The sequence below is a fragment of the Dokdonella sp. GW821-FHT11D02 genome (genome assembly GCF_058808595.1).
On the sequence record NZ_CM179520.1, the window covers coordinates 1,331,542 to 1,354,009 of the forward strand.

The window sequence follows — 22,468 nt, forward strand, 5'->3', positions numbered from 1 at the left end:
CCGCAGCGGGGCCGCGTATTAGAGCCGCGGGCCCGGATTTCGTCAAGCAGGGGCGGAGCATGACTTCCGGCCCGTTGCGGGCGGCGCGATCTTCTACTACAAATGTAGTACGACATCCGTAGAGGCCGGCGCGGCATGGGCAAGACGCGAGACGTGAGTTTGAGCGAGCTGCAGATCGCGCTGATGCGCGTGCTGTGGCAGCGCGGGGAGACGAGCACGGCCGAGGTGGCGGGGGAGCTGGCCGACGCGCGCGGCCTCAAGCACACCACCGTGGCGACGTTGTTGACGCGGCTGGAGAAGCGCGGCGTCGTCGCGCAGCGCCGTGATGGTCGTCAGTTGTTCTATCGCGCCCTGGTCGACGAGACCGCTGTGCGGCGCTCGATGGTCGCCGACCTGGTCGGCTCTTTGTTCGCCGGCGATGCGCGCCAGCTGGTCGCGCATCTGGTGGAGGAATCGGAAATCGCGCCCGGCGATCTGACCAAGGTCAGGCGGCGTCTGGCGCGTGGAGGCGGTGATGCGAACTGAAACGATCGTTGCGGTCCTGCTCACCTTCGTCGTGCACGCCGGCGTCTTGCTCGCGCTCGCCTGGGCGCTCGACCGCGGCAAGCTGCGCAGCCGTTCGGCTTGGCGCGAGCTGCTCTGGCGCGTCGCCTTGTTCGGGGCGGCACTGACCGCCGGCGTGCAAGCCGTTTCGAACGCGTCGACACCGCTGCGTTTCAGCCTGCCGCTGCAGTCCGTGCAGGACTCGGACAGCCTCGAAGCAACGCCGCAAGGCGCCGCCGCGGCGCTCGATCGCGCCATAGGGTCGAATGCGGTTGTCGCCGTGGCGTCCGAAGTGGCTGCGCCCTCGACTGCCGCCGAGCGTTCTGCGGCGGAATCGGAACTTTCGCGTACGGCGGCCGGCTCCGCGCAGAAATCATCGATGCGCACGACTACGGCATGGCCCTCGTGGCAGACCTTGCTGCTCGCCGCCTGGCTCGCCGGCACCGTGCTCGCGCTCGCGCGCCTGGGCCTGGCCTGGCGCAACTTGGCGCGCATGCTCGCGCGTGCCGAGCCGCTGCGCAGCGCGGCGATCGCAACCGATGCCGCAGCGCTGGCGATCCAGGGGCATACCGCGCCGCCGCGACTGTCCGTGCTCGACGATCTCGCCAGTCCCATCGCCGTCGGCTCCGATCGCATCGTATTGCCGCGCTGGGCGGTCGAGCTGCTCGATCGCGAGCAGCTGCGCGCGATGCTCGCGCACGAGGTCGCGCATCTGTCGCGGCGCGATCCGTGGTGGAAGCTGCTGACCACGGCGTGGTGCGCCGTACTCTGGTTCTTGCCGTTGGCCAGACTCGCGCGGCGGCGGCTGGACGAATCCGCCGAGCTCGCCTGCGACGCCTGGGCCGCGCGCCATCTCGGCGACGGCCGCTCGCTGGCGGAGTGTCTGGCCGAGTGCGCCGAACGCCGTCTCGGCAACTTCGAAAGCGCGCTGGTGCCGGGCATGGCGCAGCGCGAATCGTCTCTTCTGCAACGTATCGACTACCTGATCGGAGATGCACCGATGGATACCACGCTGTCGCGTGCGCGCGCCGCCGCCGCCGCGATGTTCGCACTGGCGATGGCCAGCTTCCTGCTGCCCGGGTTCGGCGCGGCGATCGCGCAATCGGCGCCGCCTTCGCCGCCCGCTTCGCCGGCCGCGCCGGCGGCACCGGCTGCGCCGGCCAAGCCTGCGAAGCTGTCGAGCAGCAATACACACGTGCACATTTCCGGCGAAACCAACGACAAAGGCAGCAGGCGCGAGTACACCAGCGTCAAGACCGGCGACGGCGATCACCAGCTCGACGTGCAGATCAAGGGCAAGATCGTCTTCAACGAGCGCGAAGACGGGGTGGAAAGCCTCAGCGAAGGCGGCAGCGCCAGCTTCTCCGAATCCAACAAAGGCAGCGAGCACCGCATCGAGTACCGCATGCGCGACGGCAAGCTCAGTCAGCGTTACTTCGTCGACGACGACGAGCAGCCGCTCGACGATGCCGGCCGCGCCTGGGTCTCGGTGTTGATTCTGAACGTGATCCGTGACACCGCGCTTGGCGCCGAGGCGCGCGTGAAGCGCATCCACGCGAAAGGCGGCGCATCCGCCGTGTTCGACGAGATCGCGCACATCGAATCGGGCTATGCGCGGCGCATCTACCTCGAGCAATTGTTCACGCTCGGCAAGCTGGCTCCGGCCGAGGTCACGCGTGCGCTGCAAGTGATCGAAGGGCTCGATTCCGACTACGAGCGCCGCAACGCGCTGTCCGCGCTGGCCGCTGTGGCGCCGTTCGACGAGTCGCAGCAGAAACTCGTGATCGGCATGGCGCAGAAGATCGACTCGGACTACGAGCGCACCGAATTGCTGATCGGCATACTGCCGCGCTTGGCGGCGAAGCCGGAACTGCGCAAGGCCTGGGTCGGCGCGGCCGAGAAGGTCAGCTCCGACTACGAACGCCGCCGCGCGCTCGGCGCTCTGCTCGACGCCGGTGCGGTCGACGATGCCATCCTGGCCGAGATCATCGCGGCGAGCAATTCGATCAGCTCGGATTACGAGCGGCGCGAACTCTTGGTGGCGGTAATCCGCCGTGTCGGCGACAGCGAGCGCATCGCAGCCGCTTATGCCAAGGCGGCCGGCGGCATCGGTTCGGACTACGAGCAGCGCGAGGCCCTGATGGCGCTGTTGCATGCACCGAAATTCGGCAAGCTCGGCTCGAGCGGCGTGCTCGACGTGGCCGATCGCATCGGCTCCGACCATGAATGCCGCGAGGTGCTGGTCGCGCTGGCGAAGGTGATGCCGCGCGACGCCGATCTGGTCGAGCGCTATCGCGGTGTGGCGCGCCGCCTGTCCGACAGCGACCGCGGTGCGGCCGAGCGCGCGCTGGATCGCGACGCGAGCTGAGTCGCGGTCTGCGTCGAAACGCCTGCGGCCACCGTCCTAGCAAGGCAATCCCACGGAGAATAACGATGAAATATCTGTTCTCGACTGCGTTGGGCGGCCTGATGCTGGTGGCCGGCAGCGTGCAGGCGGATACGCCGGAAACGCAGACGCGCAATCTCGAACGCTTCACGCCTTACCTGCAGAGCTCGGTGCCGCAGTTCAAGTTCTGGTCCATGCAAAAGTGGCAATTGGTCGGGCCGGACAAGGTCGTGGTGTGGACGACGATCAACGACGCCTATTTGCTCACCGTCGAGGCGCCGTGCACGCAGTTGCAGTTGGCGAACGACATCGGCGTCACCTCACAAGCCAGCCACACCGTCATGCGCCGCATGGATGCGGTCGTCGCCGATCACGAGCGTTGCCGCATCGCCGAGATCCAGCCGATCGACTACAAGCGCATGCAGAAGGACGCTGAGAAAGCGGGCGCCGCTGCGGACTCCGACCGCTGAGATCGCTCGCGCTCCTTCTCGGCGCGCGACCCGATCGAGGCTTTTCCATCGCATCGCGCGAATGAAGTTTTCTTCATGCCGCGTAACCGGCCTCTCGTTGCGCGCGGAAGGGGGCGGGAGCAGGATGCGCGTGACGGTTGCGCCTGTCGGAATGTCACGTGGCGATTCGCGATGCGGCCGCTTGTCTGTCAGGGCCGTAGTGCGAACCGAGCGACGATCTTGGCTACGCGGAAGCCGATTCCCGCACCGTCGTCGATGAACCCGAACGAAGGAGAGTCGCGATGAGAAGCCCGATTGCAGGTTTGTCGTGCGCGGCGATGCTGCTGGTCGGCAGCGCGCAGGCGGCTACGCTGGAGGTCATGAAGAAGAATCTCGATCGTTACGTTCCCTATCTGCAAGGGAGCGTGGAGAAGATCGAATACGATCGGCCGCTCGATCGTTTCAACTACCGCGCCTGGCCGATCGGACCGGACAAGGTTCTGGTGCGAATGTCGCGCGAGAAAGCCTATCTGGTGACCACGGAAGCGCCTTGTCAGCGCCTGCAGTGGGTCGGCGACGTGCTCTTCACTCGCCGCCAGTCCAACTACGAAGTCGTGCGCGGAAAAGACGACGTGCTCGCCGGCGCCATGTCCTGCCGGATCGCCGACATCCAGTCGATCGACTACGCACGCATGCGCAAGGACGGCTTGGCGAATCCTTACTACTGAGCGGGCAGAGGCGAGACGCCGCCGGCCGACAGAGGTACGCGCTCAGCCCTCCGGCGCGACGTAGCCGGAGGGCTTGTCCGAGCCGCCGCCGAAAAAGTACTTCTCCATTTCCGCGGCGATGAACGCGCGCGTCTTCGCATCGAGCGGGTTCAGGCGGTTCTCGTTGATCAGCATGGTCTGATGCGAGAGCCAGTCCTGCCAGGCTTGTTTGGAAACCTGCTCGTAGATGCGTCGCCCGAGCTCGCCGGGCCAGGGTGCGAAGGCGAGACCTTCCGCTTCGCGCTCGAGCTTCACGCAATGGACCATGCGCGTCATCGGATTTCCTCGTTCAAAGTGTCGAGCAGCTTGCGCACCGGCGCCGGCAGCCCGAGCGATTGCAATTCGGCCGCGCCGTACCAGGCGCGGTCCGCCGTTTCGGCGACGCGCGCCAACGGCAGCGCGGGTTCGAGCAGGAGCGGCGTGATCTGCAGATGATAGTGGCTGAAGCTGTGCAGGAACGGCGTCAGCGCGATGCCGTCGCCGGCGCGCACGGCGTAACGCTCGCGCAGGCGCTGCGCGGCGTCGCTCGCCTCGTCGACTTCCGGCAAGCTCCACAACCCGGCCCAGACGCCGACCGGCGGACGCCGCTCGAGCAGCACGCGCGCGTGCGCGTCGCGCACGATCAGCATGGTCGTCGCGCGTGTCGGCTTCGCGCGCTGCGGCTTGCGCGCAGGCAGTTCGGCGGTGAGGCCTTCGCGCAGAGCGACGCAATCATGCGCGGCCGGACAACGCGTGCAGTGCGGCCGGGCTCGCACGCACAAGGTCGCGCCGAGATCCATGATCGCTTGGGTGTAGTCGGCGACGCGTTCGTGCGGCGTGTGCGCTTCGGCGAGAAGCCATAGCTCGCGTTGCGTGGCGCTCTCGCCGGGCCAGCCACGCAAGCCGTGCCGGCGCGCGAGTACGCGGCGCACGTTGCCGTCGAGGATCGCGTGGCGCTCGCCCCAGGTCTGCGCCAGGATCGCCGCCGCGGTCGAGCGGCCGATGCCGGGCAGGGCGGACAGCGCATCGAGCGTGCGCGGCAGCTCGCCGCCGTGCTCGGCGACGCAAATCTGCGCGCTGCGATGCAGGTTGCGCGCACGGCTGTAGTAACCGAGCCCGGACCACAGCGCGAGCACCCGATCCGGCGCTGCCGCGGCGAGCGCCGGCAATGTCGGCAGCGCATCGACGAAGCGCTCGAAGTACGGAATCACGGTGCGTACTTGCGTCTGCTGCAGCATGACCTCGCTGAGCCAGACGCGATAGGCGGTGCGCTCGCGCTGCCACGGCAGGTCTTTGCGGCCGTGGCGGTCGTACCAGGCGAGCAGGGCCGGGGCGAAGGTGTCGGTGCTGGCGAGGCTCTCGCTCACGGCGATGGCTCGGCGTCGTTCTCGCGCGCTTCGATGCGCAGCCCTTCGATGCGCGTCGCGCCGATCTGCACGGCTTCGGCTTGCGCCGAACCGGATAAGGGCGGCAACAGGCTCGCGTTCGCTGCACGCACCTGCGCCAGCCAGGCGGCGAGATCGCCGCCGTTGGCGAACTGCAGGTTCAAGCCGCTGGCAATGGTCTTGCCGGAAGCGAGCAGGCTGGCGTCGTGCACCGCGAGCGCGAAACGCACGTCCGGCGCGGCGCCGCCGGCGGGTCGCGCGGCCAGCCAGCGCGAGAGCGCGTCGAAGTCGAGCTGCGGCCGTCGGATGTCGATGCGTTCGATCTCGATGCGATCGCTCCACAGGCTGCGCCACGGCACCATCGCTTCGATCGAGTCGGCTTCAAGCAAAATACCGTCGGCCGCCTTCAGACTCGGCTTGGGCAACAGCAAATGCAGCTTCGGCACGAAGCCAAAGCCGGCGTTGCCGGCGACGGTGAGATCGAGCCCGAACTGCGTGCGCGCTTGTTCGAGCAGCAGCGCCGTCAGTCGCTCGACGCGCGTGTAGCGATACAGCGCGAACGCGCCGATCGCACCGAGCAGAGCCAGCGCCAGCAGCAGCCACGGCCAGCGGCGTCGGCGCGGCTTCGCGGTGGTTTCAGCCATTGCCGCCGAGGCTAGCGGGCAGGAGTCCGTCGACGAAGGCCGCCGCATCGAACGCGCGCAGGTCTTGCGCGCCTTCGCCGAGGCCGACGTAGCGGATCGGCAGTCCGAACTCGCGCGCCAGCGCGAACACGACGCCGCCTTTGGCAGTGCCGTCGAGCTTGGTCACGACCAGGCCGCTGACGCCGATCGCTTGCTGGAACTGGCGCACCTGGCTGATCGCGTTCTGGCCGGTGGTGCCGTCGATAACCAGCAAGGCTTCGTGCGGCGCGTCGGCGTCGAGCTTGCCGAGTACGCGGCGGATCTTGGCCAACTCGTCCATCAGACCCGACTGGGTGTGCAGGCGGCCGGCGGTGTCGGCGATCAGCACTTCGATGCCGCGCGAGCGCGCGGTCTGCAGCGCATCGAAGATGACGCTGGCCGAATCCGCGCCCGAGCCTTGCGCGACCACGGCGACGCCGTTGCGCGTGCCCCAGGTCTGCAGCTGTTCGACTGCGGCGGCGCGGAAGGTGTCGCCGGCGGCGAGCAGCACCGAGCGGCCCTCGCTGCGGAAGCGATGCGCGAGCTTGCCGATCGTGGTGGTCTTGCCGACGCCGTTGACGCCGACCATCAACAGCACGAACGGCTTGCGGCCGCCGACCTCGAGCGGCTGCTCCACCGGCTTCAAGCGTGCGACCAGTTCTTCGCGCAACGCGGCGAGCAGGGCGGAAGCATCGGCGAATTCGCGCCGGCCGACCCGCGTGCGAAATTTTTCGACCAGCTCGGTCGCCGCGGCGACGCCGACGTCGGCGGTGATCAGGCAGGTTTCGAGTTCGTCGAGAAAGGCATCGTCGAGCACCGGATTGCGCGTGAACAGCGACGACAGTCCGCGCGCGAAGCCGCTGCCGGCCAGGCGCTCGCGCCAGGAGCGCTTGACCGGCGCGGCGGCTGCTGCTTCCGGCGGCGGCGTGACGGGTTCTTGCAGCGCGGCCGCTTCGATCGCGGCCGGCTGCGCCGGCTCGGTCGCAACTTCGGCCTCGCCAGCGAGCGGCTCGGCCACCGGCATCGGCGTTGCTTCGAGCGGAGCGTCGGCGGCGGGCGCGTCTTGCGTCGGCGCTTCCTCCGCCGGCTTTTTCTTTTTCCAGAACTTCAGCATCGCGAGCGAACGGGCGAGAATGCGAGCCGTCAATGCTAACACCCGCGTCCCGGACACGAAGTTCACGATGACCCGACCCCATGGCAAATCTCACAGCAAGCCGGCAGCCGGCAGCTTGCGCATCGTCGCCGGCAGCCTGCGCGGTTCGCGCCTGGCGGTGCCCGATCGTCCCGGCTTGCGCCCCACGCCCGATCGCGTGCGCGAGACACTGTTCAACTGGCTGGCGCCGATGATCGACGGCGCCCGCTGTCTCGATCTCTACGCCGGGACCGGTGCGCTCGGCATCGAGGCGCTGTCGCGCGGGGCCGCGAGCTGCGTCTTCGTCGAGCGCGATCGCGAGTTGTGCCGTCTGCTGCAGGATAATCTCGCGCGGCTCAAGGTCGCCGGCGCCAGCGTCGTCAACGACGATGCGCTCGGCTTTCTCGCCGCGACCGCGGCGGCGCCATTCGATCTGGTCTTCCTCGATCCGCCGTTCGACGCCGGCTTGTGGAGCGAGTCGGTGCTGCGGCTCGAACGCGGCGGTTGGCTGGGCGCCGCCGCGCAGGTCTACGTCGAGGCGGGCGCGGACGCCGATTTCGCCGTGCCGGCCAGCTGGCAGCTGCATCGCGAGGGTCATGCCGGCGCCGTGCGCTACGCCTTGTATCGTCGCTCGCCGGCCGATCCGTTAAGCTAACGGCTTGGCGATCGGCAAGGGTCCGAACAATGGCGATTTCGCAGCAGCGCGCGCGCATCGCGGTCTATCCGGGTACCTTCGACCCGATCACGAACGGCCACATCGATCTGGTCAGCCGCGCCGCGCCGTTGTTCGATCGCATCGTGGTCGCCGTCGCCGACAGCTCGACCAAGGGGCCGGCGCTCGGTCTGGACGATCGCATCGCGCTGGCGCGCACGGCCTTGGCCGGATTGAACAATGTCGAGGTGCGCGGTTTTTCTGTCTTGCTGGCCGAGTTCGTCGAGGAAATCGGCGCCGGCGTGATCCTGCGCGGACTGCGCGCAGTATCCGACTTCGAATACGAATTCCAGCTCGCCAGCATGAATCGGCACCTGATCCCGGCCGCGGAAACCCTGTTCCTGACGCCGGCCGAACAATACAGCTTCATCTCCTCGTCGCTGGTGCGCGAAATCGCGCGGCTCGGCGGCGACGTTTCCGGGTTCGTCCACCCGGCCGTGCAACAAGCGCTGCGGACGCGCTATCTGAAATCCAACCCATGAAGAGGTACACCATGCGCAAGTTTCTCTCGATCCTCCTCATCGCCTGCGTCGCGACCTTCGCGCTGAGCGCCTGCGATCAAGGCGAAAAGAAGACCGAAGCGGTCGCCGAGCAGAAGCCGGTGAAAGTGCCGCTGCCGACCAATGCGACCGACAAGACCGCGTGGAAGCAGTACCTGAGCGCGGTGGTCACCGACAACATGCAGGGCGTGAAGAGCAACCGCCCGTACATGTACTTCGTGCCGGCGGGCGAAGACGACGCGGCCAAGGCCGACCGCGCCAACCAGCTCGACAACGTCAAGACCACCGTCTCGCGCGGCGTGCTGCCGGGCAACATGATGGCGTTCGGCGGACCGGATTCGGCGGCGACCTCGCAGCTGGTGGTCGAGGCGTTCAAGGACGCTCAAGCCGGTGCGTTCAAGGACGTGGTCGTGCTGTTCATCGGCGCGACCGCCGACGGCGAGACGGTCAAGCAGGCGCTGGCGGCATCCGCGGCCGACGTGCGCGTGGTCGAGGCCAAGTAAGGCCGGGATTTGAGATTGGGGATTTGGGATTGGATAGGCGCCGCACAGGCCGCACATCCTTTCTCCGAATCCCTAGTCTCTAGTCCTCAATCCCGGCTTTACCATGTCGCTGAAGATCACCGAACTCTGCGTCAACTGCGACGTCTGCGAGCCGGTCTGTCCGAACGCGGCGATCAGCCTCGGCGCCGAGTTCTACGAAATCGCACCGAACCTGTGCACCGAATGCGTCGGCCATCACGATGCGCCGCAGTGCGTGGAAGTGTGTCCGGTCGAATGCATCATCACCGATCCGGCGCATCCCGAATCGCGCCAGCAGCTGCTGCTCAAGTTCGAAGACTTGACCCGGCACAAAGTCCCTGAGCCGTGATCAAGGAGGATCGAAATGGAGAACCCTGACATGAAGCGCGTGCGCGGCTTCTGCGCCGTGACGGCGGCCCTGATTTTCGTCTGCGCCGCAGCGCAGGCGGCCGACAAGGCGCCGCGTGCGGCAATCGCGAGCGCGCACACGCTGGCGACCGAGGCCGGTTTTGAAGTACTCGCCGGCGGCGGCAACGCGTTCGATGCCGCAGTCGCGGTGGCGGCGGCACTGTCGGTGGTCGAGCCGCAGAGCTCGGGCATCGGCGGCGGCGGGCTGTTTCTCCTGCATCGCGCCAGCGACGGCAAGGACGTGATGATCGACGCGCGCGAAACGGCGCCGGCGGCGGTCGATTCGAAGTTCTATCTCGACGCCAACGGCGAGCCCGATCGCGACCACGCGACCAACGGGCCGCTGTCGGCGGCGATTCCGGGCGAGCCGGCCGGCTTGGTCTGGCTGGCGAAACACTACGGCAAGTTGCCGCTGTCCAAATCGCTGGCGCCGGCGATCCGCATCGCGCGCAACGGCTTCAAGCCCGATGGCCGCTTCCTCAAGGAGCTGGCGATGCGCAAGGACGTCATCGCACGCTATCCGGCGGCAGCCGCGTTGTATCTGGTTGATGGCGAAGCGCCGAAGGCCGGCTGGACGTTCAAGTCGCCCGATCTCGCGCGCGTGCTCGAGCGCATCGCCGAGCACGGCAACGACGGCTTCTATCGCGGCGATCTCGCCAAGACCCTGGTCGACGGCGTGCGTGCGGCCGGCGGCAACTGGACGCTGGACGACTTGGCCAAGTACGAAGCCAAGGAACGTGCGCCGCTCGCGTTCGATTATCGCGGCTGGCGCATCGTCACCGCGCCGCCGCCGTCCTCGGGCGGCATCGCGCTGGCCGAGATGCTCAATGTTCTCGGCGGCTACGATCTGGGCAAACTCGATCGCGTGCATCGCGTGCACCTGACCGTCGAAGCCATGCGCCGCGCCTATCGCGACCGCGCCGAATACTTGGGCGATCCGGATTTCGTCGCGATGCCGATCGCGCAGCTGATGAGCGCCGACTACGCGGCCGGCTTGCGCGCGTCGATCCATCCCGACAAGGCCACGCCGAGCGACCTGCTGCCGCCGTATCTGGCATCGGCGCAGGGCACACACACGACGCATTTCTCGATCGTCGATCGCGACGGCAACCTGGTCTCCGCGACGCAAACGGTCAATCTGATCTTCGGCTCCGGCTTCGTCGTGCCCGGCACCGGCTTCGTGCTGAACGACGAGATGGACGACTTCGCCCTGGTCGCCGGCAAGCCGAACGCGTTCGGTCTGGTCGGCAACGACCGCAACGCACCGCGCCCCGGCAGCCGGCCGCTGTCGTCGATGACGCCGAGCTTCGTCATCGGCGCCGACAAGCTCGGCGTGATCGGCACGCCCGGCGGCAGCCGCATCATCACGATGGTGCTGGAAGGCGTCCTGGCCTTCATCGACGGCGAGTCGCCGGAAAAATTCGTCGCCAATCCGCGCTATCACCATCAGTACCTGCCCGACGTGATCTCGGTCGAGCGCGGTGCGTTCACGCCCGACGAAGTGAAGGCGCTGGAAGCGATGGGGCACAAGGTCAACGAATCGGAACGCCGCTGGGGCTTCATGAACGCGGTCAGCTGGGACAAGAAGACCGGCACGATGGCGGCGGGGTCCGATCCACGCGGCGATTCGGGCAGCGCGGTGGTTCGCTAGCCGGATCGGCATCGCCCTCCGTTTGCCTACGAAGTCCCTGAATCGTCGATCCGCCGCCGCCGATTGCTTTGCGCGCGCAAGCTCCCGACAATCGGGACGGACTCCGAATTGGACTGCGTGCCGATGAAACTCTGGTCCCTGCTCGGGAATTCGCAGAAGCTCGACGGCGGCGCGATGTTCGGCAACGTACCGCAGGCGATGTGGTCGCGCTGGATCGCGCCGGACGAGCAGAACCGCATTCCGCTTGCGTGTCGTGCGTTGCTGGTCGACGACCTCGACGGCAAGACCGTACTGTTCGAGACCGGCATCGGCGCGTTCTTCGAGCCGAAACTGCGCGAGCGCTACGGCGTGGTCGAAGAGCGCCACGTGCTGCTCGATTCGCTGCGCCAGGCCGGGTTTTCGCACGAAGACATCGATGCGGTGGTCGTCTCGCATCTGCATTTCGACCACGCCGGCGGACTGCTGGCGGCATGGCAGGAAGGCGAGCCGCCGCGGTTGTTGTTCCCCAACGCGACCTATCTCGTCGGCGAAGAGTGCTGGCAGCGCGCGCAGAATCCGCATCCGCGCGACCGCGCCTCGTTCATTCCGGAGTTGCAGCCGCTGCTGGAGGCCTCCGGCCGGCTCGAGCGCGTGCACGGTGAACACAGCGCGACGCTCGGTGCGCACGTGCGTTTCACCTATTCGAACGGTCACACGCCGGGATTGATGCTGGCCGAGATCGTCGCGGCCGGCGACGGCATCGTGTTCTGCGCCGATCTGATCCCGGGCCGGCCGTGGGTGCACCTACCAGTGACGATGGGCTACGACCGTTATCCGGAGCTGTTGATCGACGAGAAGCGCGTCTTCCTCGACGACAAGCTGGCACGCGGCGTGCGACTGTTCTTCACCCACGACGTCGGCTGCGCCAGCGCGCGCGTGGTGCGCGACGACAAGGGCCGTTACTCGACCGCCGACGAACGCGCCGAGCTGGTGGCGGAGGCGGCATGACCACGCGCACGCGACAAGGCGCGACGACCGCGCGAATCCTGGTCGGACTGACGCTGGCGCTCGCCATCGTCGTCCTGCTCTGGCTCGCCTGGCATCAGCGCATCGACAGCGCGCCGGCAACGCCACCCGTGCCGACGGAGACGGCAGCGCTGGCCGTATCGGCCGAGCGCATCGATGCGGCCAACGAAGGGCGCTCGATCGAAGTCAGCGGCAAGCTCGAAGGGAAGGATGCCCCGCGCGACGAACAATTCGGAATCCGCGCCGAGGCCGGCGCGATCGCCCTGCTGCGCCAGGTCGAGATGCGCCAGTGGGAGGAACGCTGCGCGCAGGAGAAATGCGAGTACGAGCAGGTCTGGGCGGACGAGCGGATCGATTCGAGCGCGTTCCGCCAACGGCAGGGGCACGAGAATCCGCCGCACTCTCCGTTCGAGGGGCAGGTGTTCCATGCGCAGGAGCTGCGCTTGGGCGCTTTCCGCTTCGATCCGGAGCTGGCCGCGCAGGTACTCTTGAGCGACGAGGCGCCGGTCGAACTGCCGGTGCGTGCATCGCAACTGCCGCCCAATCTGGCGGCCACTTTCAGCGATCGCGACGGCGCGCTCTACACCGGCGATCCGGCACAGCCGGCCGTCGGCGATCTGCGTGTGCGTTATCGAGCGGTCGCCGCATTCGAGGTTTCGCGCGTGCGCGGCGTACAACGCGGCGACTGGCTGAAGGCGCCGCCGCCGCACTGAATTTCACCAACGGGGGAAGGATCGAATGCGCATCACCGGAATCTACGCCGCACTGGCCGCGTTGCTCGTATTGCTCCTGGCGGCACGCGTGGTGCTCGCACGCACCAACCGCAAGATCGGCATCGGCGACGGCGGCGATCACGACCTGGTCAAGCGCATCCGCGCGCACGCGAATGCGCTAGAGAACCTGCCGCTGGCCTTGCTGCTGCTGCTCCTGCTCGAATTGAATCAGACCCAGCCGCTGTGGCTGCACGGCTTCGGCATCGCGCTGATCGTCGCGCGCGTGGCGCACGGGATCGGCCTGTCGCGTTCGTCGGGCCACAGTGTCGGCCGCTTCGGCGGCGCTGCCTTGACTTGGGTGGTGATGCTGGCGATGGCGCTGCTGCTGTTGTGGCAGGCATTCGCTTTCGCGCGCATCGCCGGCTGAGTTCCATCGTCGCTCTTGCGCGGTGAGCGCAGGAGCGACAAGTCGGCGCGAACTACGTAGGCGGGTTCTCGAACAAGGCCTCGCCGTGTTCGAGCAGATACAACCCTGCGAACATCTTCGGATCGATCGAATAGCCGGCGCGGATCTTCTCCACCAGCCAAGCGGCGGCTTCGCGGCGCGGGATTTCGTGCACGCGGATGTCTTCGGTCTCGTCGCCGCCGCCCTCGTGCGTGCGTTCGAGTTCGTAGGCGCGCACGAAGGCGAGGATTTCGTTGCTCATGCCGGCCGAGGTCGGGCCGGCCATCAGGAATTGGATGCGCCCGGCGCGATAGCCGGTTTCCTCGACCAGCTCGCGATGCGCGGCGTCGGCCGCGCTCTCGTCGGCGCTGCTGGCGACGTCGCCGACCAGGCCGGCCGGCATCTCGATGGTCATGCACTCGATCGCCGGACGGTACTGCTCGACGAACAAAATGCGGTCCTCCGGCGTGACCGCGATGATCATCACGCCGCCGCCCGGATTGGTGCGCTCGGCGTATTCCCAGCGGCCGCGCTTTTTGAGGCGCAGCCAAGTTCCGTTGCAAAGCGTTTGCGTTTCAGTCATGGTAGGCGGCTTTCCTGAGAGCCTATCCGCAAGGCGTAGCGAGCGAAGGCGGTTCCGGGCGCACGAGCGCAAGGCCCGCAGTGTACGCGTGAAGCACGCAAGGCCGCAGGCCGCTCGCGGCCTGGCCGAGCGCCGTCCGCGCTCCGGCGCCGCGCGTCATCGTTTTGCGAGCAGGTTCTGAACTTTCCTGGGCCCGTCCGGTCCTGCTACGTCCGGCTGGTTTGCGAGGTACTCCCGATGAAGATCAGACAGATTCTGTGCGCGCTCGCTTTCATTTCGATGGCGACGACGGCGCTGGCTCAACAAGCCCCGGCCGGCGGACGGCCCGCGCTCGATCCCGCTTCGCTGACCGAAGCGCAGATTGCGCAGACCCAAGTGCCCAAGGCCTTGTACCGTCTGGCCGCGCTGTACAAGCAGAGCGGCGACCTGGAGCGATTGAGCTGGGCGTTGCAGCGGCTGGTTCACTTACAGCCGAACGTGGCCGACCTCAAGCTCGCGCTGGCGACGACCTACGCGCTGCGCGGCGACAAGACCAAGACCTACGACCTGCTGCTGAACATGCAGAAGCAGGGGCTGGGCTACGACCTCTCCAACAACCCGAACTTCCAGAAGGTCAGCGACACCAAGGTCTGGACCTACATCGTCGACGCGCTGAAAACGAACTTGAAGCCGTTCGGCGAAGGCAAGACCGCTTTCGCGCTGCCCAAGGGCGACTATTTGTTCGAATCGCTCGCCTTCGATCCCGAACACAAGCAGTTTCTGGTCGGCAGCGTGCGCGAAGGCACGATCCAACGAGTCGGCAAGGACGGCAAGCTGCAGAGCTTCATCGCTCCCAACGCCGAGAACGGCATGTGGAGCGTCTACGCGATGGCCGCCGTGCCCGAAGACGACGCCTTGTACGTGGCGAGCACTTCGTCGGTCTACTTCAAGGGTTTCAAGAAGGACGACTACGGCAAGGCCGGCGTGTTCAAGTTCAAGCTGTCCAGCGGCAAGTTCGTCGAAAAGTATCAGCTCGATTCGGACGGCAGCGCGCGCACCTTGTCGAGCATTGCAGCCGGTCCCGGCGGCCAGGTATTCGCCGCCGACGGCCTGCGCAACCTGATCTACCGGCTCGACGGCGGTGCGCTGAAGCTGATGGTGCAGAATCCGCAGCTGACCAGCGTGCGCGGGCTCGCGCTCGACGCCGACGGCAAGAGGCTCTACTTCGCCGACTACTCGCTCGGCGTGTTCGGCGTCGATCTGGCCGCCGGCAAGGGCTTCGACCTCGACTACGACGCGGCCAAGCTGGTACTCGGCGGCATCGACGGCTTGTACTGGTACCAGCACAGCTTGGTCGCGATCGAAAACGGCATGTCGCCCAAGCGCGTCATGCGTCTGTCGCTCAACGACGACGGACGCAAAGTCACGCGCGTCACGCCGCTGGACGCAGGCAATCCGGCCTTCGAACTGCCGACCTACGGAACGATCGACGGCGACGGCCTGTACTTCATCGCCAATAGCCAGAAGAACGAGTACGACGCCTACGGAACGCCCAAGGACGGTGCGAAGCTCGCTGCGGTAAACGTGTTCCGCAGCGACCTCACCTCCAACGTCGGCACGGCGATCCCGTCAGGTGTCGCGCCGCTGCTGGCGCCGTCGAAATCGAAGCCGGGCGAGGGCGAGTTCCGCAACGTCGAAGCCGGCGCACAGACGGCGCAGGGTTGAAAGCAGGCGAGCCCGGTCAGGCCGGGTTCGTCGCAGCCGCCAGCGAACGCACGCGCGCCCGCGTCAGCGGGCCGAAATTCATCCGATCGAGCAGTGCTTCCAGTTCGCCGTCGAAATCGCGACGGCGATAGTCGGCTTCCGCGCTCGGCACCGGCGCATCCAGCGCGATGCCGGTGAGCCGGCGCGACAGGCGCGCGAGTTCGGCGTGTTCGCGCAGTTTCTGCGCCGCTGCGGCGGCACCGCGCGTGCGAAGGAAGGCGACTTCTTCGGCGCGCTCCAACAGCGCTTCGAGCGTGCCGAAATGATGCAGCAGGATCGCCGCGGTCTTGGCGCCGATGCCGGGCACGCCGGGGATGTTGTCGACCGCATCGCCGGTCAGCGCGAGATAGTCGGCGACCTGATCGGGTCGCACGCCCAGCCGCGCTTTCACGCCGGCGCCGTCCCAGCGCTGGTTGCGCGAGGGATCCCATTGTTCGTCGTGCAGGCCGATCAGCTGGCCGAAATCCTTGTCGGCCGAGACGATCACGCTGCGCAGGCCGGCGCGGCGCAGCGTTTCGAGCGCGCTGCCGATCAAATCGTCGGCCTCGTAGTGCGTGTCGACCAGTACGATCGCGCCGAGCGCTTGCGCGATGCGCCGACAGCCTTCGAACTGGCGCATCAGATCCGGCGGCGCCGGCGGACGGTTCGCCTTGTAGTCGGCGTAGATCGCGTTGCGGAAACAGGTCGTCAACGACTGATCGAATGCGACCGCAAGATGCGTAGGGCGAGTGCGTTCGAGCAGATCGAGCAGGAAGCGCGTGAAACCGTGCACCGCATGCGCCGGCGCACCGTCGGCGTCGAACACGTCCGGTCCTTGCGCGAACCAGGCTCGGCAGACGTAGAGGCTGCCGTCGACCAGATGCGCGGTCTGCATCGTCGTACTCAACGCCAGTCGGTGAGCAGTTCGGCCAGCGCCGGACGCGTGCGCTCGGGCGCCGGCTCCGCGCTGCTGCCGATGTGCACGAACGCGACCACGCGCTCGTTCTGTGCCAGGCCGAGCAGAGCCGCGGCATCGCGGTCGTAGGCGGCCCAGCCGGTCAGCCATTGCGCGCCGTAGCCGAGCGCCTGCGCGCCGAGCAAGAGGTTGTAGGCGACGCAGCCGGCGCTGAGCAGCTGTTCCTGCTCGGGCACCTTGGGGTGGTCGGCTTCCAGCTGCGCGATCACCGCGACGATCAGCGGCGCGAACGAATAGCGCTCGCGATCCTTCTGCAGCGCTGCGGGCGGCGCGTCGGGTTCGTTGCGCGCGTGGATTTCGGCCAGCGCCGCACCGAGCTTGGCGCGCGCCTCGCCGCGGATCGTGAGCAGGCGGAACGGCACCAGTTTGCCGTGGTCGGGCACGCGGATCGCGGCCGCGAGCAACTGCTCCAGCGTAGCTGCGTCGGGGCCGGGTTCGCCGAGCTGGCGCGAGGGCACCGAGCGGCGTTGATTGAGGACATCGAGAGCGGACAAGGCGATTTCCGAAGGCGAAAGGGGCTGCGTCCGAGCATAGCGGACGCTGTCGACATGTGCTGCTCGGGCGGCGGGCATTCAAGTCGCGGCCGTACAGCGCTCGTCATGCGGTGGCGAATTAGGCTAGGATCGAAGCTTCCCTAGGGGCGCGAGAGAAAGGCATGGCGACGACGATCGTGGCGTTGCGCGAGACCGTTCCCGGCGAGCGCCGTGTGGCGCTCACGCCCGAAGTCGCCAAGAAACTGCGGGCTCGCGGCGCGCGCATCGTGCTGCAGGACGGTGCCGGCGCCAGCGCGTACTTCGCCGATTCCGCGTTCGCCGAGAGCGAGGTCGTCACCGCTGCGGCGGCGCTGGCGCAAGCCGACGTATTGCTGAAAGTGCAGCCGCCGTCGCTGGAGGAAATCGCCGCCTTGAAGGAAGGCGCAGTGGTGATCGGCCATCTGCAGCCGCATCTCGCGCCCGAACGCACAAAGGCGCTGCGCGATCGCAAGATCACCGCCTTCGCGATGGAACTGTTGCCGCGCACGACGCGCGCGCAGGCGATGGACGTGCTGTCATCGCAGGCTGCCGTCGCCGGCTACAAGGCCGTGCTGATCGCGGCCGAGGCCGCGCCGAAATTCTTCCCGATGCTGACCACTGCGGCTGGCACGATCCGGCCGAGCAAGGTGCTGATCGTCGGCGCCGGCGTCGCCGGTCTGCAGGCGATCGCGACCGCCAAGCGTCTGGGTGCGCAGGTCGAAGGTTTCGACGTGCGTCCGGAAACGAAGGAGCAGATCGAATCGCTCGGCGCGAAATTCCTCGATCTCGGCGTCAGCGCTGCCGGCAGCGGCGGCTACGCGCGCGAGCTGACCGCGGAAGAACGCGAGCAGCAGCAGCGCGCGCTGGCCGAACAGCTGAAGGCGTTCGACGTCGTCGTCACCACCGCCGCCGTGCCGGGCCGCAAGGCGCCGCGCATCGTCAGCGCGGCGATGGTGGCCGGCATGAAGCCGGGTGCGGTGATCGTCGACATCGCCGCGGAAACCGGCGGCAACGTCGAACTCACCGAAGCGGGCAAGACCATCGTAAGCGCCAACGGCGTCAGCGTGATCGGCACGGTCAATCTGCCCGCCTCGGCGCCGGTGCACGCGAGCGAGATGTATGCGCGCAACCTGTACAACTTCCTCGAGCTGTCGCTGAAGGACGGCGCGCTCAGCCTCGACTGGAACGACGAGCTGATCGCGAAGACCTGCGTGACGCACGCGGGAGAAATCCGCCACGAGCCGACGAAGGCCTTGGTCGACGGCTCTTGACGCCGTCATTCCCGCGCAAGCGGGAATTCTCTTGGCTTCAAGGCTTGATGCGATTGCAGAAACGTGGATTCCCGCTTCCGCGGGAATGACGAAGCAAAGACGAGAGCAGCCCCATGATCGACGGATTCCTCGCGCTGTACATCTTCATGCTCGCCGCGTTCACCGGCAAGGAAATCATCGGCCGCGTGCCGGTGATCCTGCACACGCCGCTGATGTCGGGCTCGAACTTCGTGCACGGCATCGTGCTGGTCGGCGCGATGATCGCGCTGGCGCACGCGGAGTCGCCGCTGGCGATCGCGATCGGCTTCATCGGTGTCGTGCTCGGCGCCGGCAACGCGGCCGGCGGCTACGTCGTCACCGAGCGCATGCTGGAGATGTTCAAGTCGAGCAAGGACGGGAAGAAGGGATGATCGCGATGGATACGCAAACGATGCTCGTCTGGCTGGCCAAGGCCAGCTACTTCCTCGCCGCGGTGCTGTTCATTCTCGGCATCAAGCGCATGTCCTCGCCGGTCACCGCGCGCAAGGGCATCGTCTGGGCCGGCGTCGGCATGGTCATCGCGACCGTGGCGACGTTCGCGATCACGCGCGGCCACAATCTCGGCTACATCCTCGCGGCGATCGCGATCGGCGTGATCCCGACTTGGCTCTGGGGCAAGAAGGTCGCGATGACCGACATGCCGCAGATGGTCGCGCTGTTCAACGGCATGGGCGGCGGTTCGGCCGCGGCGATCGGCGCCGGCGAGCTGCTCAAGTTCACCCAGCTCGGCATCAATCCGCCGCTGGCGACGGTCGGCTTGGCCACCGTCGGCGCGCTGATCGGCGCCATCTCGATGACCGGCTCGATCATCGCCTGGGCCAAGCTCGACGGCCGCATGGACAAGCGCTTCACCTTCGGCGGCCAGCAGGCGATCAACTTCCTGGTGTTCGCGGCGGCCGTGCTGGCCGGTCTCGCCTTGGTGTTCTGGAAACTCGACATCACCCTCGTGGTCGTCTTCTTCCTGCTCGCGCTCGCCTTCGGTGTGCTGATGACGCTGCCGATCGGCGGCGCCGACATGCCGGTGGTGATCTCGCTGTACAACGCGTTCACCGGTCTCGCTGTCGCGTTCGAAGGCTATGCGATGGGGATCGAAGCGCTGATCGTCGCCGGCATGGTGGTCGGCGCGGCCGGTACTTTCCTGACCCAGCTGATGGCGAAGGCGATGAATCGCCCGATCAGCAACGTCTTGTTCTCCAACTTCGGCGGCGGCGGTGAAGGCACCGCGATCGCCGGCGCGCAGAAAGCGATCGAGGCAGCCGATGCCGCGTCGCTCCTGTACATGGCCGAGAAGGTCATCATCGTGCCCGGCTACGGCATGGCAGTGGCGCAGGCGCAGCACAAGATCTGGGAGTTGTCGCAGGCGCTGATCAAGGCCGGCAAGGAAGTGAAGTTCGCGATCCATCCGGTCGCCGGACGCATGCCCGGCCACATGAACGTCTTGCTCGCCGAAGCCGGCGTGCCCTACGACCTGATCGCCGACATGGACGACATCAATCCCGAGTTCAAAACCTGCGGCGTCGCCATCGTGATCGGCGCCAACGACGTGGTGAACCCGGCCGCGAAGACCGACAAGTCCTCGCCGATCTTCGGCATGCCGATACTCGACGTGGTCGATTCGCGCCAGACCATCGTGATCAAGCGCGGCAAGGGCACCGGCTTCGCCGGTATCGAGAACGCGCTGTTCTACGCCGACAACACGCGCATGCTGTACGCCGACGGCAAGGAAGCGGCGAGTCAGCTGATCGCCGAACTGAAGGCGGTCGAGGGTGGCGGCGGACACTGATTGGAGCTGAGGCGGGAACTTCCCGCCTCTTGCCTGGCATGCGCGACTTGGTTGCATCGGTGCCGCTCGAGCCGGCCGCGAAAGGCGAGGCCGCGCGTTGGGCGCACATCGATGCGTTGCGTGCGATCGCCGCCTTACTGGTGGTGTGGATTCACGTCACCGAGAAGTTCGTCAATCTGAGTCCGGTCACGCAGCAAGGGCATTGGCTGCTGGACATCGCACGCGAGGTGGACGTCGGCCGTATCGGCGTCGCGCTGTTCTTCGCGATCAGCGGATTCGTGATTCCTTTCAGCGTGCGCGTCGGCAGTCCCGCACCGGTGCGCGAGTTCCTCGTGCGGCGTTTCTTCCGCATCTTCCCTCTCTATTGGTCCTCCATTCCGCTGGGGATACTCACGGGGGCGTGGATCTGGGGCGCGTCTTTCCGCTTCGACCACTTCCTGGTGAATCTGACCTTGCTGCAGTACTGGCTCGACGTGCCGAGCGTGATGGGCTTGTACTGGACCCTGGTGGTCGAAGTGCTGTTCTATCTGGCCTGCGCTGCACTCTTGTGCCTGCACAGCCTGTTCCATTTTCGAAGGATCGCGATCATCGCGATCGTACTGATCGCGGCCCACCTCGTCGGCATTCTGCTGGTGGCCAGGGGCGGGTACCGCGGCAACGTCTATCTCGGCTCGCTGTGGTTCCTGCACCTGGGCATCATGTTCTGGGGGCTTTTGTTCCGGGCTTGGCACGACGGCAGATTGCAGGATCGGTTCGCCAAGGCTTGCCTGTGGGGAATGCTGTTGTTCCTGCTGCTGATCTATCCGGTTTTCTGCAGGAAGATCGGCGGCTTTCCGTACAACTATTTCGTGCCCTACGTGCTGGCGATCGCGCTCTTCGTCGTCGGCACTTTGTGGTTGAGGCTCCGGTTTGCGCCGCTGGTCTGGGTCGGCCGCATCAGCTACTCCGTCTACCTGATGCATCCGGTGGTGTTCTTTCTGCTGTTGCGCCTCGTGATGCTGACCCCGCCCGATTCGTGGTGGCGTACGCAGCACTTGCTCACGTATCTGTTGGCCAACGTCGTGCTCACCATCGCGCTGTCGGCGTTGACCTTTCGCTGGGTCGAACAGCCGGCCATCGCGCTCGGGCGGCGCCTGGTGCGGCGTTGGTTCGATACGCCAAGAGCTGCTGCGAATGCGCCCGGGTGACCGCATGAATTGGCGGGATCGGGCGAGATTCGGTGCAGCTTTCCGATCAGCGCTCGGATGCTTGCTCGCGCTGGCGATCGGCGCCGCGTGCGTGCCGACCGCGAACGCGCGTGATGCCGGCGAGGTGCGCATCGAAGTGTTCAAGGCCGAGCGCGAGCTGCGCGTCTACTCCGGCGACGAACTGCGCAAGACCTATCGCATCGGCCTGGGCAGCAATCCGATCTCACCCAAGCGCCGCCAAGGCGATCGCGCGACGCCGGAAGGCCGCTACTTCATCTCGCACAAGAATCCGCGCAGCCAGTTCTATCTCTCGCTCGGTGTCAGCTATCCGAACGTGGACGATGCCGAGCGCGGCCTGCGCGAGAAATTGATCAGCAGGGCACAGCGCGACCGCATCGTGCAGGCGATTGCGGCGCATCGCCCGCCGCCGTCGAACACGGCGCTCGGCGGCGACATCTTCGTGCACGGCAACGGTTCGGCTTCGGATTGGACCTGGGGCTGCGTCGCGCTCGACGATGCCGACATGAAAGCGCTGTACGAGTCGATCGAGGTCGGCACGCCGATCACGATCCATCCTTGAGCCCGGCTGCAACGCATCGATCGCAGTCGCAGCAGCGTTCGCTATGTTCGCGTCGGCCTACGTGTTCTCGCGCGGCGCGAGCAGCATCGCGCCGAAAGCGGCGGCGAGCGCCAGCAGTACGATCGCACCGTTCCAGCCGATCAGGTTCGCGCGCGCGATCGCCATCGCCATCGCCGGTTCCATCTGCAACAGCGCGGCGCGCATCGGCAGACCGAGCATCGCGGCGACCTGCGCGACGGCTTGCAGATAAAACGAATAGAGAGCGGCGAGGGCGACGCAGAAGCCGGCCAGGAACGCGCCGAACCAGCGTCCGGCCCAACCGTTGCTGCGCAGCTGCCAGACCACCACCAGGGCGACGACGAAGGCGAATGCGGCAAGCTCGCCGCGCGTGTGCAGCGAGAGCAGACACCAGACGGCGCCGCCGGCGAGCGCGCACATCAGCGCGATGAGGGAGCCGAACAGGCGCGGATGCTGCTGGGTGGTCGCTGCGCTCATCGATGGCCGATCCGGCGCCGGCGATCGGCGCGAAGCGCGCGATGATAGCTGCGCCGAACCGC

26 protein-coding genes are annotated in these 22,468 nt (G+C 66.9%); 18 read left to right on the forward strand and 8 right to left on the reverse strand.

Translation table 11 applies throughout. From position 1 onward, the window contains the following. Nucleotides 1-135 precede the first annotated feature (135 nt). The 4 genes from AC3QL3_RS05655 to AC3QL3_RS05670 all read left to right on the forward strand — a co-directional run bounded on the left by AC3QL3_RS05655 (nt 136) and on the right by AC3QL3_RS05670 (nt 4,106). Nucleotides 136-525: a BlaI/MecI/CopY family transcriptional regulator gene (locus AC3QL3_RS05655; protein ID WP_492897368.1), complete on the forward strand. Its 390-nt coding sequence runs from the start codon at nt 136-138 to the stop codon at nt 523-525. After that, nucleotides 515-2,911, forward strand: a complete 2,397-nt coding sequence (locus AC3QL3_RS05660; RefSeq protein ID WP_492897369.1) for a M56 family metallopeptidase — start codon at nt 515-517, stop codon at nt 2,909-2,911. Before AC3QL3_RS05655 ends, AC3QL3_RS05660 begins: the two co-directional genes overlap by 11 nt. Nucleotides 2,912-2,976: 65 nt before the next feature. Further along, nucleotides 2,977-3,399 carry a DUF6491 family protein gene (locus tag AC3QL3_RS05665; protein ID WP_492897370.1) on the forward strand — a complete coding sequence of 141 codons (423 nt, stop codon included), beginning with the start codon at nt 2,977-2,979 and terminating at the stop codon, nt 3,397-3,399. A 281-nt stretch (nt 3,400-3,680) separates the two neighbouring features. Beyond that, entirely contained in the window at nt 3,681-4,106 is a 426-nt protein-coding gene (locus AC3QL3_RS05670; RefSeq protein ID WP_492897371.1) for a DUF6491 family protein, read from the forward strand. 42 nt (nt 4,107-4,148) lie between these two features. On the opposite strand, the gene AC3QL3_RS05675 is transcribed toward AC3QL3_RS05670, so the two are convergent. The 4 genes from AC3QL3_RS05675 to ftsY are packed head-to-tail and all read right to left on the reverse strand — an operon-like array spanning nt 4,149 to nt 7,285. Beyond that, complete coding sequence (locus AC3QL3_RS05675; RefSeq protein WP_492897372.1) at nt 4,149-4,421, reverse strand: oxidative damage protection protein; 273 nt, start codon at nt 4,419-4,421, stop codon at nt 4,149-4,151. Next, the gene (mutY, locus tag AC3QL3_RS05680; RefSeq protein WP_492897373.1) at nt 4,418-5,491 is read right to left on the reverse strand and encodes an A/G-specific adenine glycosylase; all 1,074 of its coding nucleotides are present in this window, start codon (nt 5,489-5,491) and stop codon (nt 4,418-4,420) included. The genes AC3QL3_RS05675 and mutY overlap by 4 nt, the downstream gene beginning before the upstream one ends. Then, the gene (locus tag AC3QL3_RS05685; protein WP_492897374.1) at nt 5,488-6,153 is read right to left on the reverse strand and encodes an AsmA family protein; all 666 of its coding nucleotides are present in this window, start codon (nt 6,151-6,153) and stop codon (nt 5,488-5,490) included. Before AC3QL3_RS05685 ends, mutY begins: the two co-directional genes overlap by 4 nt. Beyond that, nucleotides 6,146-7,285, reverse strand: coding sequence for a signal recognition particle-docking protein FtsY (gene ftsY / locus AC3QL3_RS05690; protein WP_492898870.1), 1,140 nt, complete (start codon nt 7,283-7,285; stop codon nt 6,146-6,148). The genes AC3QL3_RS05685 and ftsY overlap by 8 nt, the downstream gene beginning before the upstream one ends. Before the next feature lie 67 nt (nt 7,286-7,352). Between ftsY and rsmD the strand changes: the two genes are divergently transcribed. The 8 genes from rsmD to AC3QL3_RS05730 all read left to right on the forward strand — a co-directional run bounded on the left by rsmD (nt 7,353) and on the right by AC3QL3_RS05730 (nt 13,240). Next, on the forward strand, nt 7,353-7,958 hold the full coding sequence (gene rsmD / locus AC3QL3_RS05695; RefSeq protein WP_492897375.1) for a 16S rRNA (guanine(966)-N(2))-methyltransferase RsmD: 606 nt from the start codon (nt 7,353-7,355) through the stop codon (nt 7,956-7,958). Between the two features lie 35 nt (nt 7,959-7,993). Beyond that, nucleotides 7,994-8,497, forward strand: coding sequence for a pantetheine-phosphate adenylyltransferase (gene coaD, locus AC3QL3_RS05700; RefSeq protein ID WP_492898872.1), 504 nt, complete (start codon nt 7,994-7,996; stop codon nt 8,495-8,497). Between the two features lie 11 nt (nt 8,498-8,508). After that, on the forward strand, nt 8,509-9,018 hold the full coding sequence (locus AC3QL3_RS05705) for a hypothetical protein (RefSeq protein ID WP_492897376.1): 510 nt from the start codon (nt 8,509-8,511) through the stop codon (nt 9,016-9,018). Between the two features lie 103 nt (nt 9,019-9,121). Then, nucleotides 9,122-9,385: a YfhL family 4Fe-4S dicluster ferredoxin gene (locus AC3QL3_RS05710; protein WP_492897377.1), complete on the forward strand. Its 264-nt coding sequence runs from the start codon at nt 9,122-9,124 to the stop codon at nt 9,383-9,385. A gap of 15 nt (nt 9,386-9,400) precedes the next feature. Next, nucleotides 9,401-11,095 carry a gamma-glutamyltransferase gene (ggt, locus tag AC3QL3_RS05715; RefSeq protein ID WP_492897378.1) on the forward strand — a complete coding sequence of 565 codons (1,695 nt, stop codon included), beginning with the start codon at nt 9,401-9,403 and terminating at the stop codon, nt 11,093-11,095. A gap of 123 nt (nt 11,096-11,218) precedes the next feature. Beyond that, nucleotides 11,219-12,082, forward strand: coding sequence for an MBL fold metallo-hydrolase (locus AC3QL3_RS05720; protein WP_492897379.1), 864 nt, complete (start codon nt 11,219-11,221; stop codon nt 12,080-12,082). Then, a complete protein-coding gene (locus AC3QL3_RS05725; protein WP_492897380.1) occupies nt 12,079-12,813 on the forward strand; it encodes a TMEM43 family protein in 735 nt (244 codons plus the stop codon). Before AC3QL3_RS05720 ends, AC3QL3_RS05725 begins: the two co-directional genes overlap by 4 nt. A 25-nt stretch (nt 12,814-12,838) precedes the next feature. Then, nucleotides 12,839-13,240 (forward strand): MAPEG family protein, encoded by a 402-nt coding sequence (locus AC3QL3_RS05730; RefSeq protein ID WP_492897382.1) that lies wholly within the window; start codon nt 12,839-12,841, stop codon nt 13,238-13,240. Nucleotides 13,241-13,292: 52 nt separating this feature from the next. Here the strand turns inward: AC3QL3_RS05730 and AC3QL3_RS05735 are convergent, their stop codons facing one another. Then, nucleotides 13,293-13,841 (reverse strand): NUDIX hydrolase, encoded by a 549-nt coding sequence (locus tag AC3QL3_RS05735; protein ID WP_492897383.1) that lies wholly within the window; start codon nt 13,839-13,841, stop codon nt 13,293-13,295. Between the two features lie 237 nt (nt 13,842-14,078). On the opposite strand from AC3QL3_RS05735, the gene AC3QL3_RS05740 reads away from it, so the two are divergent. Continuing rightward, nucleotides 14,079-15,545 (forward strand): hypothetical protein, encoded by a 1,467-nt coding sequence (locus AC3QL3_RS05740; RefSeq protein WP_492897384.1) that lies wholly within the window; start codon nt 14,079-14,081, stop codon nt 15,543-15,545. 16 nt (nt 15,546-15,561) lie between these two features. On the opposite strand, the gene AC3QL3_RS05745 is transcribed toward AC3QL3_RS05740, so the two are convergent. Further along, nucleotides 15,562-16,458, reverse strand: a complete 897-nt coding sequence (locus AC3QL3_RS05745) for a 5'-3' exonuclease (RefSeq protein ID WP_492897386.1) — start codon at nt 16,456-16,458, stop codon at nt 15,562-15,564. A gap of 8 nt (nt 16,459-16,466) precedes the next feature. Continuing rightward, nucleotides 16,467-17,033, reverse strand: a complete 567-nt coding sequence (locus AC3QL3_RS05750; protein ID WP_492897387.1) for a nitroreductase family protein — start codon at nt 17,031-17,033, stop codon at nt 16,467-16,469. A 161-nt stretch (nt 17,034-17,194) separates the two neighbouring features. Here AC3QL3_RS05750 and AC3QL3_RS05755 point away from each other — a divergent pair, with 161 nt between their 5' ends. From AC3QL3_RS05755 to AC3QL3_RS05775, 5 genes are all read left to right on the forward strand, one after another. Next, nucleotides 17,195-18,322, forward strand: coding sequence for a Re/Si-specific NAD(P)(+) transhydrogenase subunit alpha (locus AC3QL3_RS05755; RefSeq protein WP_492897388.1), 1,128 nt, complete (start codon nt 17,195-17,197; stop codon nt 18,320-18,322). Nucleotides 18,323-18,435: 113 nt separating this feature from the next. Then, nucleotides 18,436-18,732 carry an NAD(P) transhydrogenase subunit alpha part 2 gene (locus AC3QL3_RS05760; RefSeq protein WP_492897389.1) on the forward strand — a complete coding sequence of 99 codons (297 nt, stop codon included), beginning with the start codon at nt 18,436-18,438 and terminating at the stop codon, nt 18,730-18,732. A 5-nt stretch (nt 18,733-18,737) separates the two neighbouring features. Further along, nucleotides 18,738-20,144 carry an NAD(P)(+) transhydrogenase (Re/Si-specific) subunit beta gene (locus AC3QL3_RS05765; RefSeq protein ID WP_492897390.1) on the forward strand — a complete coding sequence of 469 codons (1,407 nt, stop codon included), beginning with the start codon at nt 18,738-18,740 and terminating at the stop codon, nt 20,142-20,144. Nucleotides 20,145-20,182: 38 nt separating this feature from the next. Further along, a complete protein-coding gene (locus tag AC3QL3_RS05770) occupies nt 20,183-21,331 on the forward strand; it encodes an acyltransferase family protein (protein WP_492898874.1) in 1,149 nt (382 codons plus the stop codon). Between the two features lie 91 nt (nt 21,332-21,422). Beyond that, complete coding sequence (locus tag AC3QL3_RS05775) at nt 21,423-21,911, forward strand: L,D-transpeptidase family protein (protein ID WP_492897392.1); 489 nt, start codon at nt 21,423-21,425, stop codon at nt 21,909-21,911. 57 nt (nt 21,912-21,968) lie between these two features. On the opposite strand, the gene AC3QL3_RS05780 is transcribed toward AC3QL3_RS05775, so the two are convergent. Further along, nucleotides 21,969-22,406: a hypothetical protein gene (locus tag AC3QL3_RS05780; protein ID WP_492897393.1), complete on the reverse strand. Its 438-nt coding sequence runs from the start codon at nt 22,404-22,406 to the stop codon at nt 21,969-21,971. Nucleotides 22,407-22,468 lie beyond the last annotated feature (62 nt).

Bases quoted from the DNA above. Each gene is read 5' to 3' on its own strand.
- AC3QL3_RS05655 (WP_492897368.1), top strand. From the start codon at position 136: ATGGGCAAGACGCGAGACGTGAGTTTGAGCGAGCTGCAGATCGCGCTG.
- AC3QL3_RS05660 (WP_492897369.1), top strand. From the start codon at position 515: ATGCGAACTGAAACGATCGTTGCGGTCCTGCTCACCTTCGTCGTGCAC.
- AC3QL3_RS05665 (WP_492897370.1), top strand. From the start codon at position 2,977: ATGAAATATCTGTTCTCGACTGCGTTGGGCGGCCTGATGCTGGTGGCC.
- AC3QL3_RS05670 (WP_492897371.1), top strand. From the start codon at position 3,681: ATGAGAAGCCCGATTGCAGGTTTGTCGTGCGCGGCGATGCTGCTGGTC.
- AC3QL3_RS05675 (WP_492897372.1), bottom strand. From the start codon at position 4,421: ATGACGCGCATGGTCCATTGCGTGAAGCTCGAGCGCGAAGCGGAAGGT.
- AC3QL3_RS05685 (WP_492897374.1), bottom strand. From the start codon at position 6,153: ATGGCTGAAACCACCGCGAAGCCGCGCCGACGCCGCTGGCCGTGGCTG.
- ftsY (WP_492898870.1), bottom strand. From the start codon at position 7,285: ATGCTGAAGTTCTGGAAAAAGAAAAAGCCGGCGGAGGAAGCGCCGACG.
- rsmD (WP_492897375.1), top strand. From the start codon at position 7,353: ATGACCCGACCCCATGGCAAATCTCACAGCAAGCCGGCAGCCGGCAGC.
- AC3QL3_RS05705 (WP_492897376.1), top strand. From the start codon at position 8,509: ATGCGCAAGTTTCTCTCGATCCTCCTCATCGCCTGCGTCGCGACCTTC.
- AC3QL3_RS05710 (WP_492897377.1), top strand. From the start codon at position 9,122: ATGTCGCTGAAGATCACCGAACTCTGCGTCAACTGCGACGTCTGCGAG.
- ggt (WP_492897378.1), top strand. From the start codon at position 9,401: ATGGAGAACCCTGACATGAAGCGCGTGCGCGGCTTCTGCGCCGTGACG.
- AC3QL3_RS05720 (WP_492897379.1), top strand. From the start codon at position 11,219: ATGAAACTCTGGTCCCTGCTCGGGAATTCGCAGAAGCTCGACGGCGGC.
- AC3QL3_RS05725 (WP_492897380.1), top strand. From the start codon at position 12,079: ATGACCACGCGCACGCGACAAGGCGCGACGACCGCGCGAATCCTGGTC.
- AC3QL3_RS05730 (WP_492897382.1), top strand. From the start codon at position 12,839: ATGCGCATCACCGGAATCTACGCCGCACTGGCCGCGTTGCTCGTATTG.
- AC3QL3_RS05735 (WP_492897383.1), bottom strand. From the start codon at position 13,841: ATGACTGAAACGCAAACGCTTTGCAACGGAACTTGGCTGCGCCTCAAA.
- AC3QL3_RS05740 (WP_492897384.1), top strand. From the start codon at position 14,079: ATGAAGATCAGACAGATTCTGTGCGCGCTCGCTTTCATTTCGATGGCG.
- AC3QL3_RS05745 (WP_492897386.1), bottom strand. From the start codon at position 16,458: ATGCAGACCGCGCATCTGGTCGACGGCAGCCTCTACGTCTGCCGAGCC.
- AC3QL3_RS05755 (WP_492897388.1), top strand. From the start codon at position 17,195: ATGGCGACGACGATCGTGGCGTTGCGCGAGACCGTTCCCGGCGAGCGC.
- AC3QL3_RS05760 (WP_492897389.1), top strand. From the start codon at position 18,436: ATGATCGACGGATTCCTCGCGCTGTACATCTTCATGCTCGCCGCGTTC.
- AC3QL3_RS05765 (WP_492897390.1), top strand. From the start codon at position 18,738: ATGGATACGCAAACGATGCTCGTCTGGCTGGCCAAGGCCAGCTACTTC.
- AC3QL3_RS05770 (WP_492898874.1), top strand. From the start codon at position 20,183: ATGCGCGACTTGGTTGCATCGGTGCCGCTCGAGCCGGCCGCGAAAGGC.
- AC3QL3_RS05780 (WP_492897393.1), bottom strand. From the start codon at position 22,406: ATGAGCGCAGCGACCACCCAGCAGCATCCGCGCCTGTTCGGCTCCCTC.